This window comes from Dyella sp. PARNA 12/25 (assembly GCF_055702865.1).
Window position 1 is genome coordinate 801,127 of the sequence record NZ_JBVQCI010000001.1, and the last position, 13,148, is coordinate 814,274.

A 13,148-nucleotide genomic window follows, 5' to 3' on the forward strand; every position below is an offset into this window, starting at 1 on the left:
TTTGCCCGTCATTCCCGCGAAGGAGGGAATCCAGCGCCTTCAGCTCCTCAAGTGCAACGGCGCTGGATCCCCGCCTTCGCGGGGATGACGAGCATCTGGAGGCTCTGACAAACGGGCTGTCTTCGCGTGTGCCCGGGAGGCGAGCGAAGCACTCAACTCTTCGAAAACGCCCCCACATTTGCCACACTCCCTCTTTTGGCAGTGAACCCGCGATGCGCTCTAACGCTCTCGCCGCGGTGGGGCTGGCGCTGTGTGCGGCGCTGTTCTTCACCATGACGTACGTACTCAACCGCAGTCTGGTAGCGGGCGGTGGTCATTGGGCGTGGGCGGTCATCCTGCGCTACCTGATCACACTGCCACTGCTGGCGCTGGTGCTGCCTTGGCAGGGCGGGCTTGGTAAGTTGCCGAAGGAACTGCGCCGGTACCCGCGCACCTGGCTGACGTGGAGTGCCGTGGGTTTCGTACTGTTCGGCCTTCCGCTGACATGGGCAGCCAACAGCGGCCCGTCATGGCTGGTGGCTGGCAGTTTCCAGACCACCGTGCTGGCAGGCCCGCTGTTGGCTCCTTTCATCTATCGCGACGAACGGCGGCATCTCGCATGGCGGAGCCTGGCCATTGGCGTGCTTATCGTGGTCGGCGTGTTCGCGTTGCAGTGGGGCCATGCGCAAGGCCGGCTGGGCGCGGGTGACTGGTTGGCGATGGCGGCGGTGGTGTTTTCCGCATTCGCCTATCCGCTCGGCAATCGCATGATTCTTTTGCATCTGGAACATAGTGGCACGCGCATTGGCGCGACGCAGCGCGTGTTCGGCATGACGCTGTGCAGTTGGCCGCTATGGCTGGTGCTGGCCGCGGTCACGTGGTTTGTCGTCGGGCCGCCGGGATGGCGCGAGGCGCTGCTCGCAGGTGGCGTGGCGTTGTCTTCGGGCGTGATCGCCACCGTGCTGTTTTTCCGTGCGACCGACATGGTACGCACCGAACCTACTGCGCTGGCGGCGGTGGAAGCCATGCAGGCCGCCGAGTTGCTGTTTGCCACCGTGATCGGTGCGACCTTGCTCGGCGAAGCATGGCCGCACGGTTTCTCCGCGTTCGGTGCGGTGGTGATCGTGGTGGGCATTGCCCTGTTCGGCTGGGTCAGCGGTCGCTCTGCAGCTGGACACGAGGAAGACGTTCGCACGCTGCGCACTGACCGCGGAGCTTGAGAGCAGGAGTGAGAAACGAGAGAGAGCTCCCTCACTTCTCTCTTCTCACTTCTCGCTTTTAGCCCTTCCGGAACTTGCCCCGATCCACCCGCTCGGGTTAAACACCCCATTCCGGCGTCCACAAACGGCGCCGGCTTTTTGGTTATCTGGGGTGGACATGGTGTATCGACGTAGCGCTTGGATCATGGCCGGCGTGTTGCTGGGGGCAACGTGCACTGCTCATGCACAGACTTCTGTTACGCAGCAGCCGCTGCGCTGGAACGCGGATGCGCTGGGCAACCACCGCTATCTGGTTCAGGTCGATACGCCGGCGACGGCAGTGCATGTGGTGATCCCGTGGCGTCGACGCGATGCGCATCCCGAGCAGGTCGCTGTCATCGTGACGGCACCGGATGGATCCACCGTCGCCAATGTCCGCCGGGGCAACATCGACCAGGCCAGCGGTGAACTGGCGTTCCAGGCGACGCAGGCAGGCACCTATGCGATTTACTACCTACCGTATGTCAGCAAGGGACGCAGCAATTACCCGACCGTGACGTACGCCCAACCCAAGGACACGGCCGATGCTGCATGGTCAGGCAAAGTGGGTGACGCAAAGCACTGGTCGCACTTGCCGCAGGCAAAGGTCGTGCGCTACGAGGCTGTCGACGATTTCGATGCCTACACCTCGATGGAGCGCACCGCCACGCCGGGTGAGTTGCAGGCTTTGTTGGCCAAACACGCGTCAGAAGCCTTGCTGCTGTTCCCCGAAACCCGAGCCAACCCGATTCGCATGTTTGACGCGTTGCCTGAGAGTTGGGCGCAAAGCGGTCCAGGCGGCACGTTGATCGACAACGCGCTGCGTGGCGAATATCTGAGCTTCCAGATCGGCGCCTGGGCGCCACGCGGGCCGGTTAACAACGTTCGCGTCACCTTTAGCGAACTGCGCAAGGACGATGGTGGCAGCATTCCCGCCACCGCATTCACTTGCTTCAACCTCGGTGGCGTCGACTATGCCGGCAAGCCGTTCACGACGCGTGTCGATGTGGCGCAAGGGCGCGTGCAGCCGCTGTGGATGGGACTCGATGTGCCTGAATCTGCTGCACCGGGCCTCTATCGCGGTGAGGTGACCATCACGGCGGATGGCGTGGCGCCGCAACGGGTGCCGCTGTCAATGACGGTGGGCGAGGGCGTTGTCTCCGCTCGCGGAGATAACGACCCGCAACAGCTCGCGCGACTGCGCTGGCTTAACTCCACGCTGGCGCAGGACGATGCACTGGTCAAACCGTTCACCGCGATAAGCGTGAAGGGGGCGACACTCGGTATTCTCGGGCGCGATGTGACGCTGAGTGCGAACGGTCTGCCGCGGCAAATCACCAGCCGTTTCGACGAGCGCATGACAGGGTATGCACAGCAGCCCAAGGCCTTGCTTGCAGCGCCCATGCAATTGATCGTGGAAGATGCCACCGGCGCGCACGCGCTTGACGCAACAGGTATCCCCCAGGTGCAAACCGACGGGCCGGGCAAGGTGCATTGGCAGGTGGCGACCCACGCGGGTCCGCTGCAAGGTGAACTGACCGCAAGCCTGGAGGCCGATGGCACCCTCGTTTACGCCGTTGCACTTAAGGCCATCCAGGCCGCGGAGCTGCGTGATATCCGTCTGGAGATACCGCTCGAACGTGACGTGGCGCAGTACCAGTTGGGCCTCGGAAGGCAAGGCGACCACGCTCCCGACGATTTCAGCTGGAAATGGAACGTGCAGGACAACCAGGATGGTGCATGGATCGGCACGGTGAATGCGGGTCTCGAGTTCCACTTGCGGGACGAGCATTACCAGCGTCCTTTGAATACCAACTTCTATCATCAGCAGCCGTTGCGCATGCCGGTGTCCTGGGATAACGGCGGGAAAGGTGGTATTCGGCTGCACAGTGAGAAGGGGAACTATCTCGCCGAGGCGTTCAGTGGCACGCGCACCATGCAGGCCGGCGAGACGCTGCACTACGACATTGTCATGCGCGTCACCCCGTTCAAAACCATCAACCCCGCCGAGCATTTTGGCGAGCGCTTCTTCCACAAGTACGGCGATCTTGATGCCATCAAGGCCGACGGTGCGAATGTGGTGAACATTCACCACGCCACGCCAATCAATCCGTGGATCAACTATCCGTTCCTCGAGTCTGAAGCGATGCGCGCGTATATCGATGCCGCTCATCAGCGCGGCATGCGCGTGAAGATCTACGACACGGTGCGCGAGGTATCCGACCGCGCGCCTGAACTGCCGATGCTGGAAAGCCTGGGGCACGAGATCATCAGCAGTGGCAAGGGTGGTGGCTTCTCCTGGCTGCAGGAGCATCTGGATGGCGATTACATTGCCGCCTGGCATGTGCCGGAGAATCGGGACGCGGCGGTGATCAACGCAGGGCAGAGTCGCTGGCACAACTACTACATCGAAGGGTTGGACTGGCTTGCCCGCAACGTGGGTATCGATGGCCTGTATCTGGATGACGTGGCCTACGACCGCACCACCATGAAGCGCGTGCGGAAGGTGCTGCAGACGCATCGCCCGCACGCGTTGATCGATCTGCATTCCGCCAGCCAGTACAACCCGCGCGATGGCTACATCAACAGCGCGCTGCTTTACATGGAACTGTTTCCGTACATCGATCGCTTGTGGTTTGGCGAAGAGTTCGATTACGAAAAGACTTCGCCCACTTACTGGCTCACCGAAATTTCCGGCATTCCTTATGGCCTGATGGGTGAAATGCTGCAGAACGACGGCAACCCGTGGCGCGGCATGCTGTTCGGCATGACCAATCGCCTGGGCTGGTCGCCCGGCAGCGACCCGCGTGGATTGTGGAAGTTGTGGGATGCCTTTGGTATCGAGAAGGCGGATATGGCGGGTTGGTGGGTGCACGACACGCCGGTGAAGACCCACCGCGACGACGTGCTCGCCACCAGCTACGTGCGCAAGGGCAGCAAGACGCTGATTGCGCTGGCCTCGTGGGCCCCGCAGAAGACCAGCGTGAAGCTTGCCATTGACTGGAAGGCGCTGGGACTTTCGCCGAACAAGGTGACGCTGACAGCTCCTGCAGTCGAGGGCTTTCAGACAGCGGCTACGTTCAAACCCGGCGACGAGATTCCCCTGGAGCCCGGCAAGGGCTGGCTGATCGTGGTGGAATGAAGTGAAACGAGAACAGGGGCATCGTATGCGGGCAAAGCTGTGGCCGAGTGGAGTGTTGGTGGCTGTGATGGCGTTGTGCATGGGTGGCGTCACCCATGCAGCAACGGCGGTTGCACCCGATGGCATCGCGGTGAGTAAGTTGACCCTGGATGCCAAGGCGTTCACGCCGGAGCAGCTCAAGCTGACGGTCTACCTACCGCCCGGCTATACGGAACAGAGCGCTATCGGCACCCGTTATCCCGTGCTGTATGCGAACGACGGCCAGGACATGGGTGCCGTCGGGCTGCACGATACTTTGGCAGCGTTGTATGCCGATCATGCGATCGAGCCGGTGATTGTCGTTGCGGTCGATATGCTGGCTGACCGTGTTTCGGGTTATGGCCTCTCCGATCGCAACAGCAGGCGCAGTGTCGTAGGTGGCTCACGCATTGGTCCTATCGGCAGCCGCGCGTACGAGTATTCGGATTGGGTTGCCACGCAATTGGTGCCCTATATCGATACGCACTATCGCACCCAGCCTTCAGCGGCGAGGCGTACTGCACTCGGCTGGTCGTTGGGTGGCCTCAACGCCTTCAATCTCGGCTGGGAGTACCCCGATGTGTTTGGGCGCGTCGGTGCCTTCTCTCCATCGTTTTGGCTGGCCTCGGATCGCAGCAGTGCGCAGGCGATCGAATCCACCCGATTGGCGCAGGCCATGGTGAATCAGGCGGATCGAGCCAAGCCCGTGCGCTTCTGGTTTTCGGTGGGCGGACGCGAAGAGACCAACGATCGCAATGGCAACGGCGTGATCGATGCCGTCGAAGATGTGCAGGACCTGATCAACGGTCATCACGCCGCTGACGGTTCCACTCTTCGTGGACTGCGCGACCTGGGCTATCGCGTCGATATGGACGCGGCCAAACCCTCCGCGCGCTCCGCCGATGTCGCCTTCTACCTGCTGCCGGATGGCGAACACAATCAGGCGACATGGAAGCGCATGCTGCCGGTATTCTTACGCTGGGCCTACGGCACGGGCAACGATTAGCGTTAGTTGAACTGGCGCTACGCCGAGGATGCCGGCCTTGTGAAGATGTCGCCGGGGGTCAACAGCTCGTGAGCAACCACGCGGTTGCGACCTTCGGTCTTGGCGCGATAGAGCGCAGCGTCGGCACGCGCGATCAGATCATCTGCCGTATCGGCGGGGCCACCCAGATGGGCGATGCCGATGCTGATCGTGGTCTGCACTGTGTTGCCGCGCGAATGGACATGCAACGCTTCGATGCTTTGGCGGATGCGCTCGCCGACCGTCATTGCGTTGTCGCGCGAGGTGCCCGGCAATACCACCACGAACTCCTCGCCACCATAACGCCCCAGCCAGTCAGCGGGCCTCAGTTCGTCGGCGATGGCTTCGACCACTGCGCGCAGGCAGGCGTCGCCCACTTGATGGCCGTAGCGATCGTTCACGGATTTGAAGTGGTCCATATCCAGGAACAGCAGCGCGAGAGGCACGTGGTGCGCGCGCGCTTCTGTAATCCCTGCGTGCAGTCGCCGCACCAGCGCGCGGCGATTGAGTACACCGGTGAGGGCATCGTGATCGGCCAGGTGGTGGGCCACGTCGCGCTCACGGCGCGCTCGCAGCGATAGGTCAGCCAGGCCGATGGTGACGACGATGCTGAAAAACGCGATGGAAAACGGAAAGCTGTACTCCAGCCAGCGCGGCAGGTCGAGCGAGAGCAGCACCTGAGTCACGCGCAGGCAGGTCAGCAGCACCTGCGGGGTCCAGGCAATCAGGAAGAAGCGAGCCTGCCTGCCACGGCGCATCACTGCAAGCACCACCACAGCGAAGGAGTACAGCGACGTGAACATGAACCACACGTTGAAGACCGAGGCCAGCGCATGCAGTCGTTCGGCGAATGGAAAACAAAGCAGCGGCGCGAGTATGAAGTAGGGCCAGCGCATCAGGCCCAGCAGGCGCGCAGCCACCGGGGTGATCTCGCGCAGTTCACAGAACTCAATGATGAAAGAGATCGACAGTGGCGCGCTCAAGGCCGCGAACAACCACGGTGCGTGAGTACCCAGCGGCACCAGCAGATGGCCGCCCGGCAACTCGTAGATCTCGCCGCTGGTCAGCATCTGGTACACCAGCAAGAAACTGGTGTAACCGATGAAGTAGGCCAGCACGCGGTCGCGTAGCACCACCCACAGGCATAGCGCCGCCAGAATCATGGTGACCTGCACACTGGCGAACAGGGTCGTCAGCCGCACGTGGTTGAGATCTTCGGCCTGATAGGTCGCCATGTCGCTGAGCCCAGGCCTGATCGGCCGCGTGAAGCTGTCGGCGGCTACGCGTACGTAGATCGGCTGGTCGGCGCGCAGGTCGTGCGGCAGCTCCAAGGCGAGGTGATGACGTGAGAAGCGGGCGGAGCCGTCGGATTGTGCGAACCAGAGTTCCTGTGGGCGGTAATCCGGTGGTGCAAAAACCGAGATGCGCACATAGGTGGCGCCACTGAAATGGAGTACCGGTGCGCTGCTTTCCTTCCAGTCGCTGGAAAGATTCAGCCGATACCACCGTTGCGTCTCCACGGCGTTGGGTGTGTAGGGGGAGGCAGAGGGGGCGAGTGCGGTATCCATGCGGCCATGCACGATCTGCTCGGGCGTTGGGGCCGGGGTGCTTGCGGGCAGGGCGGCTATCTGCAGGGCGGGCAGGTGGTTGCCTGCCACGGGGGCGGCCTGCGCGGCCAACGCATACAGCGCCGCCAACACGCATGCGACGAAAACCACCACGGGTGCGCGATACACCATGTTCCCCCTTATATCCCGGCCCCCTGTCGCCGGTTCATGAGTCTGGCCGTTCCCGCAGCCGAAGGCTCAATGCGCTCTATGTATCACGTTCTCTGGACGAGATGTGTCCCTGGTGTCGCCTCCAGCGGCGCAGGGAATAACGTTCCAAACAAGTGTTTGAGACGTGGCTCGAACGCGAACGCGGCAGGCTCTATGCTTGTGCCCTCAGGCGGCCCAGGGCAACGAAGAACATGGCAAGACCGGAAGGCGTGGAAGCGGTGTCTCAGCGAGAGCATCGGCCGCCCGCGCATGAACTTGAACCACCGGGATTCATCCGCCACGGCACGCCGGTTTTTCGCCAGACCAACCTCGCCCTGTTCGCGGCCGGTGTGGCCACTTTCGGGCTGCTGTATTGCACGCAGCCACTGATGCCCGAATTCAGCAAGGTGTACGGCGTGAGCGCCGCCACCGCGGCCTTGTCGCTGTCGCTCACCACGGGTGTGTTGGCGTTTGCCATGCTGTTTGCCGGTGGTGTTTCCGACGCCTGGGGGCGCAAATCGGTGATGACGCTTTCACTGATTTCGTCGGCGGTTCTGGTGCTGTTGACGGCGTTGGTGCCGGATTGGCACATGCTGTTGATACTGCGAACGCTGCTTGGCCTCACCCTGAGCGGTCTGCCCGCGGTGGCAATGACCTATCTCAGCGAGGAGATGCACCCCGAGTCGATTGGCCTCGGGATGGGGCTCTATATCAGCGGCAATGCGATTGGTGGCATGGGCGGCCGACTGGTGGCCGGCGTGCTTGCCGATTTCGTGGGCTGGCGCTGGGGTGTGGCGACGGTCGGCCTCATTGGCCTCGTCGCAGGCCTGATCTTTTGGCGCAGTCTGCCGCCGTCACGGCATCACGTGCGGCAGCCGCTGCATCTCGGCGCGTTGCTGGGGCGCTTCAGGCTGGCTTTCCGCGATGCGGGCCTGCCGTGGTTGTTCGCCGAGGGTTTCCTGCTTCTGGGCGCTTTTGTCACCGTTTACAACTACATCGGCTATCGCCTACTGGCGCCGCCCTATAGCGTGAGCCAGACCGCAGTGGGCGCCATCTTCAGTGTTTACCTGATCGGCACTTTCAGCTCCGCCTGGATGGGGCATCTCGCCGGGCGGCTGGGGCGTCGCAAGGTGCTGTGGACAGCGTTTGCGCTGATGCTGCTCGGCGTGCTGCTCACCATGATGCAGCCACTGCTGTTGGTCGTGCTGGGCATCGTGGCGGTTACGTTTGGTTTCTTCGGCGGACACTCCATCGCCAGCAGCTGGGTGGGACGTCGTGCCGGCAACGCGAAGGCGCAGGCTTCTTCCATGTACCTGTTTTCGTACTACATGGGATCCAGTATCGCAGGTGCCAGTGGTGGCTTGTTCTACGCGTCGCATGGCTGGAACGGCGTTGCGCTGTTCGTCGCAGCACTGGTGTTGGCAGGCTTGCTGATCGCGTGGCGTTTGTATCGTTTGCCGCCGTTGCCGGGACCGCCGTCACCGGGTACCGAACCGCCGATTCCGCAGTGAGGCATGGGGCCTGAAGTTATCGACCACGGCGTGTGTGCTGTGGTCGATGATGCATGGCGCTTACTGCGCCTCGGGCTTGAGCATGTCCTTCACAGCCTGATAGTCGCCATCATTGGCGGCAGGCGGCAGGTGGAGCAGTTGGGACATCAGTGGATAGACGTCCACGTTGGGAAACGTCGGCACCGTGGCACCCTGGCGGAACGCCGGGCCGCGCGCCACAAACAGCGCTTGCATCTGCGGTGCGTCGTTGTCGTAACCGTGTTCGCCAAGACTCAGCTTGCCTTTCTTCTTGGCCAGCGAGTCCGTGGTGGTGATGCGCCAACCCACGTCTGCAAGGCACAGCAGCTGCGGCACGCGCGGGTTGCTGCCGTAAGCGAAGCGAGCCGGCACGCGCGTCTTGTCCCAGCACGTCATGTGCTTCTGCGGCTTTTCCAATTGCGCTTCGATCTTGGAGAAGTCATGGCCCGGCGTCGGGTTGAGGCCGGCAACGACGCCCAGGCTCACTACATCCACCCGGGTCATCGGAATCACCTTGTCCAGCAGCACGTTGTTTTTGGCCGGCACCGACGCCATGCCGTGGTCGGAGACGATGATCATGTTGACACGGCCGAACAGGCCACGCTTCTTCAGGCCTTCCACGAGGTAAGCGAGGGCGGCATCGGTCTTGCGCAGCGCGTCGTCGACTTGCGGCGTGTCGGGGCCGTAGGTGTGGCCGGCGTGGTCCACGTCATCGAAGTACAGCGTGATGAACGTGGGGCGTTCGCCGGCAGGCATATCGAGCCACGACAGCACCTGGTCCACGCGCTGTTCGGGCGTGACATTGCCGTCATACGTGTGCCAGTAGTCCGGATGCTTGCCGCGGATATCCGCTTCGGTGCCGGGCCAGAACATGGTGCCGCTCTTGAGGCCGTGCTGCGCGGCGGTTTCCCACAGCGGCGTGCCTTCGTTCCACCAGCTGCCATTGCTCACGGCGATGCGGTCGCTCAGCGAGAATTTGCCAAGCTGGGGATCCATCATCGTGTTGTTGACGATGCCATGGTGATCAGGGCGCAGGCCGGTCACGATGGTGTAGTGGTTGGGGAACGTCAGTGACGGAAACGACGGCTGCATGCCGGCTGCGTGCACGCCGTCCCTGGCCAGCATGGCCAGCGTCGGGCTGAGACCGCGCTCGAAATAGTCGGCACGAAAACCGTCGATGGAAATCAGCAACAGCGGCGCTGGGGCCTGTTTCGCCGCAGCGGCAGTGGGCGCGGAAGACGCGGAGGTCGGCGACGTGGATGGGGTGGCGCAGCCGGTACCAAGGGCAATCAGCGAACAAAGCAGCAAGCGAAACGGGATTTTCATGCGTGAGTCCGTACCATCGGTGCAAACCCCGTATCATTACCCAGCCGTATGACCATTACACGTCCTTTCTTTTACCTGGCGTCAATGGCGTTGTTCGGTGCAGCAGGCACCGGCTTGGCAACACCCGTTGCCGCGCAGTCCTCCGCCGGCGCGTCTACGACAACCGCGCCGGTTCACGCATTGCCATTCAATGCCGCGCAGCAGCAGCGCGTGTTGCATACGCACACGCCTGTGGTCGTGGGACATCATCAGCCGCCAGCGGCAAAGGCCGCCAAGCCGACCACCGATAGTTACTACATGCCGCATGTGGGCAACCCGATGGACGCTTACCGGAACGCGGTAACACCGTTGCCAGTGGTTGCGGGGCGCTGAACGGCGTTAGCCGTGCCACAAGGCGGCACCATCGCGTAGCGGCAGACCAAACAGATCGCCGTGAGCGACGCGCTCTTCCAGCGACAGCAGGAAACGCTTGGTGGGCAAACCGCCGCCAAACCCGGTGAGACTGCCGTTGGCGCCGATCACACGATGGCAGGGCAGCACGATAGGCAGCGGATTGCGGCCATTCGCGGCACCCACCGCGCGCATCGCCTGCGGCTGGCCGATACGGCGCGCCAGTTCTCCATAGCTGATAGTGGCGCCATAGGGGATCTGCGCCAGCTCCCACCACACCTCGCGTTGGAACGGCGTGCCGAGTGGGTGCAGCACCAGATCGAAATGCTGGCGCGTCCCGGCGAAATACTCTTCCAGCTGCTGCCTCGCCTGCGCTGACGGTTCCGCTGCCTGACGCCAATGCGGTTGCGGTGACCGTTGGTGGCGCCCGGTTTCGAACCAGATTTCGCGCAGCCCTTGGTCGTCAGCCACCAGTCGCAGCGTGCCGACGGGGCTGGGCATGTTGTCGTACCAGATGGTGGATGATTCGAGCATCAGGCTACCTTCTTCGCCTTTGCACTCGCCGCGTCGCTCGCGCTTCGCCAGAGGTGCATTACTGCATAGGCACGCCAGGGGCGCCAAGCTTCGGCCAGCGAAGTAAGCGCCTTGGTGGAAAGTTCATCGCCATCGCCCGCCGCTGCGCGACGCAGGATCAGGTCGGCCGCGGGAAACGCATCCGGATGACTCAGCGCGCGCATCGCCATGTAATGGGCCGTCCACTCGCCGATGCCTGGCAGTTCCACCCAGCGTTCGACGAATTCGGCCAGCGGTTGTTCACTGCGGAAATCGATACGGCCGTCCAGTAGTGCTTGCGCCACGCCGCGTACGGTGGCTGCACGGGCGGTGGTCAGGCCCACTTCGCGCAGGTCGACGTCGGCCAGTGCTTCCGGCCCCGGGAACAGGCGCTCCAGACCTGGGACGGGTGATGCCACTGGCGTGCCGTAGCGCTGCACGATGCGTATGGCCAGCGTGCGCGCCGCAGCGACACTCACCTGTTGGCCGAGAATCGCGCGCACCGCAATTTCAAAACCGTCCCAGCCGCCCGGCAGCCGCAGGCCCGGGCGCTTGCGTAGCATCGGCCGCAGCACCGTGCTCTGCTTCAATGCGTCGCCAATGGATTGCGGGTTCGCATCCAGGTCGAACATGCGTCGCAGTTTGGTCACCATGCCGAGCATCTGCGCCGGTTGTGGGCAATGCAGTTGCAGTTGCAAGGCGTTGGCATCGCCGGGCCAGGCGCTCAGGCGCAGCCAACCCGGTGCATCGGCGGGGCCGAATACGCGCGCATAACTGTGTTCGTCCACCACTTCCACACCGGGCAACGCACGCCCACGCAGAAACGCGAGGATGGCGGGGAAGTCGTATGGCGGGCGATAACCAAGCCGCAGCGTCAATGCATCGCCGTTCGTTGCGGTCGGATGGCGCCGCAGTTCACGCGGTGGCACGCGATTGGCCTGCAGGAACGCCGCATGGAACCGACGCAGGCTACGGAAGCCGGAAGCGAGCGCTACTTCCGTCACTGGCAGCGTTGTTTCCGTCAGCAATTGCTTGGCGAACAGCAGGCGGCGCGTAGTGTGGACACTGATCGGCGGCGCCCCAAGGCGCTCAACGAACAAGCGGCGTAACTGGCGTGCACCGACGCCCACCCGTTCGGCCATCGCCTCGACCGTTAACTCGTCGAATGCACCGCTATCCATCAATTTCAGCGTGCGCGCGATCACATGATCGCCACGTTGCCATGCGTCATTGCCTGGTGCGAGCTCGGGGCGGCAGCGCAGGCAGGGTCGGAAGCCAGCGGCTTCCGCGGCGGCCGCGCTGGCGTAATACCGGATGTTCTCCGGCTTCGGCGACGGGGCAGGGCACACCGGTCGGCAATAAATCCGCGTGCTGGTGACGGCGGTGAAGAACAGTCCGTCGAAGCGGGCGTCGCGACTGATGCGCGCCTGTTCGCAGGCGCGCACATCGAGGAGCGGGTCATGAGTGATCGGCATGGGTTCAGGCTAGCACCACACGCACGACCCGACTCGCCGTTTTCGGACATCAATACTCAGAGCCGTTCCCGCGTCGTTATTTGATCGGGGCCATCAGGTGCTGATAGGGCGTGCCTGCCCACATCACGTATGGGGCGCTGGTGTCCGGATCCGCATTCTTCGGGTAGTTGTCGTAAAACGCCGGGTCGGCGCCGACGATCATCACGTGCGCACCGGTCTTGATCCAATGATTGCCAGCGGTGGGTTTTCCCGCATACGGGTCGGTATTGCTCGCATCGGTGCCGCCTTCCAGCATGTACATCAGTCCGATTTTGCCTGCCGGCGGCGGTTTGTGTGCCATGTATGCGTTGACCCAATCCAAAGCATTCTTGTCCATGCACATAGGATCCGGGCCTGGCGTATCCGGATTGTCAGGCATGCAGGTAAAGCCGTTCGTGCCCTTGCGGAGCGTGCGCATCTTGCCGTGTTCATCCACGGTGATGATGGTGGCGTCCTTGGCTACACCGGGTGGCGCAGCGCGTATGGCACTGGCGATCAGCTCCTGGTCAGATGGCATGCTTTTATCCGCCGCCTGAGCGCTGGCGCCGCTGCCCAGCACGGTGACGAGCAACAAGGCCACAAGATACTTCGCGTTCATGGTGGTTCTCCAACGCGTTGCCGTGACGGTCGCAACCGGGTACCCCCTCGAGCAGTCTGTTAAGCCCGAATCTTTCATTCA

The 13,148-nt window shown here is 62.9% G+C and carries 10 protein-coding genes; 5 read left to right on the top strand and 5 right to left on the bottom strand.

The features are described from left to right. Positions 1-212 precede the first annotated feature (212 nt). From AC0GUR_RS03855 to AC0GUR_RS03865, 3 genes are all read left to right on the top strand, one after another. Positions 213-1,199, top strand: coding sequence for a multidrug resistance efflux transporter family protein (locus AC0GUR_RS03855; RefSeq protein ID WP_472876147.1), 987 nt, complete (start codon positions 213-215; stop codon positions 1,197-1,199). Positions 1,200-1,356: 157 nt separating this feature from the next. Continuing rightward, positions 1,357-4,359 (top strand): glycoside hydrolase domain-containing protein, encoded by a 3,003-nt coding sequence (locus tag AC0GUR_RS03860; RefSeq protein ID WP_472876148.1) that lies wholly within the window; start codon positions 1,357-1,359, stop codon positions 4,357-4,359. 25 nt (positions 4,360-4,384) lie between these two features. Further along, positions 4,385-5,383, top strand: a complete 999-nt coding sequence (locus AC0GUR_RS03865) for an alpha/beta hydrolase (protein WP_472876149.1) — start codon at positions 4,385-4,387, stop codon at positions 5,381-5,383. Between the two features lie 17 nt (positions 5,384-5,400). Here AC0GUR_RS03865 and AC0GUR_RS03870 read toward each other — a convergent pair whose 3' ends face one another. Further along, positions 5,401-7,140, bottom strand: coding sequence for a sensor domain-containing diguanylate cyclase (locus tag AC0GUR_RS03870; RefSeq protein WP_472876150.1), 1,740 nt, complete (start codon positions 7,138-7,140; stop codon positions 5,401-5,403). A 230-nt stretch (positions 7,141-7,370) separates the two neighbouring features. Between AC0GUR_RS03870 and AC0GUR_RS03875 the strand changes: the two genes are divergently transcribed. Continuing rightward, on the top strand, positions 7,371-8,669 hold the full coding sequence (locus tag AC0GUR_RS03875; RefSeq protein WP_472876151.1) for an MFS transporter: 1,299 nt from the start codon (positions 7,371-7,373) through the stop codon (positions 8,667-8,669). 60 nt (positions 8,670-8,729) lie between these two features. On the opposite strand, the gene AC0GUR_RS03880 is transcribed toward AC0GUR_RS03875, so the two are convergent. Then, complete coding sequence (locus AC0GUR_RS03880; protein ID WP_472876152.1) at positions 8,730-10,013, bottom strand: alkaline phosphatase family protein; 1,284 nt, start codon at positions 10,011-10,013, stop codon at positions 8,730-8,732. A gap of 48 nt (positions 10,014-10,061) precedes the next feature. On the opposite strand from AC0GUR_RS03880, the gene AC0GUR_RS03885 reads away from it, so the two are divergent. Further along, entirely contained in the window at positions 10,062-10,385 is a 324-nt protein-coding gene (locus AC0GUR_RS03885; protein WP_472876153.1) for a hypothetical protein, read from the top strand. Positions 10,386-10,391: 6 nt separating this feature from the next. On the opposite strand, the gene AC0GUR_RS03890 is transcribed toward AC0GUR_RS03885, so the two are convergent. The 3 genes from AC0GUR_RS03890 to AC0GUR_RS03900 form a co-directional block, all read right to left on the bottom strand. Further along, the gene (locus tag AC0GUR_RS03890) at positions 10,392-10,937 is read right to left on the bottom strand and encodes a methylated-DNA--[protein]-cysteine S-methyltransferase (RefSeq protein WP_472876154.1); all 546 of its coding nucleotides are present in this window, start codon (positions 10,935-10,937) and stop codon (positions 10,392-10,394) included. After that, positions 10,937-12,430 carry a DNA-3-methyladenine glycosylase 2 family protein gene (locus AC0GUR_RS03895; protein ID WP_472876155.1) on the bottom strand — a complete coding sequence of 498 codons (1,494 nt, stop codon included), beginning with the start codon at positions 12,428-12,430 and terminating at the stop codon, positions 10,937-10,939. Before AC0GUR_RS03895 ends, AC0GUR_RS03890 begins: the two co-directional genes overlap by 1 nt. A gap of 76 nt (positions 12,431-12,506) precedes the next feature. Continuing rightward, on the bottom strand, positions 12,507-13,067 hold the full coding sequence (locus tag AC0GUR_RS03900) for a hypothetical protein (protein WP_472876156.1): 561 nt from the start codon (positions 13,065-13,067) through the stop codon (positions 12,507-12,509). Positions 13,068-13,148 lie beyond the last annotated feature (81 nt).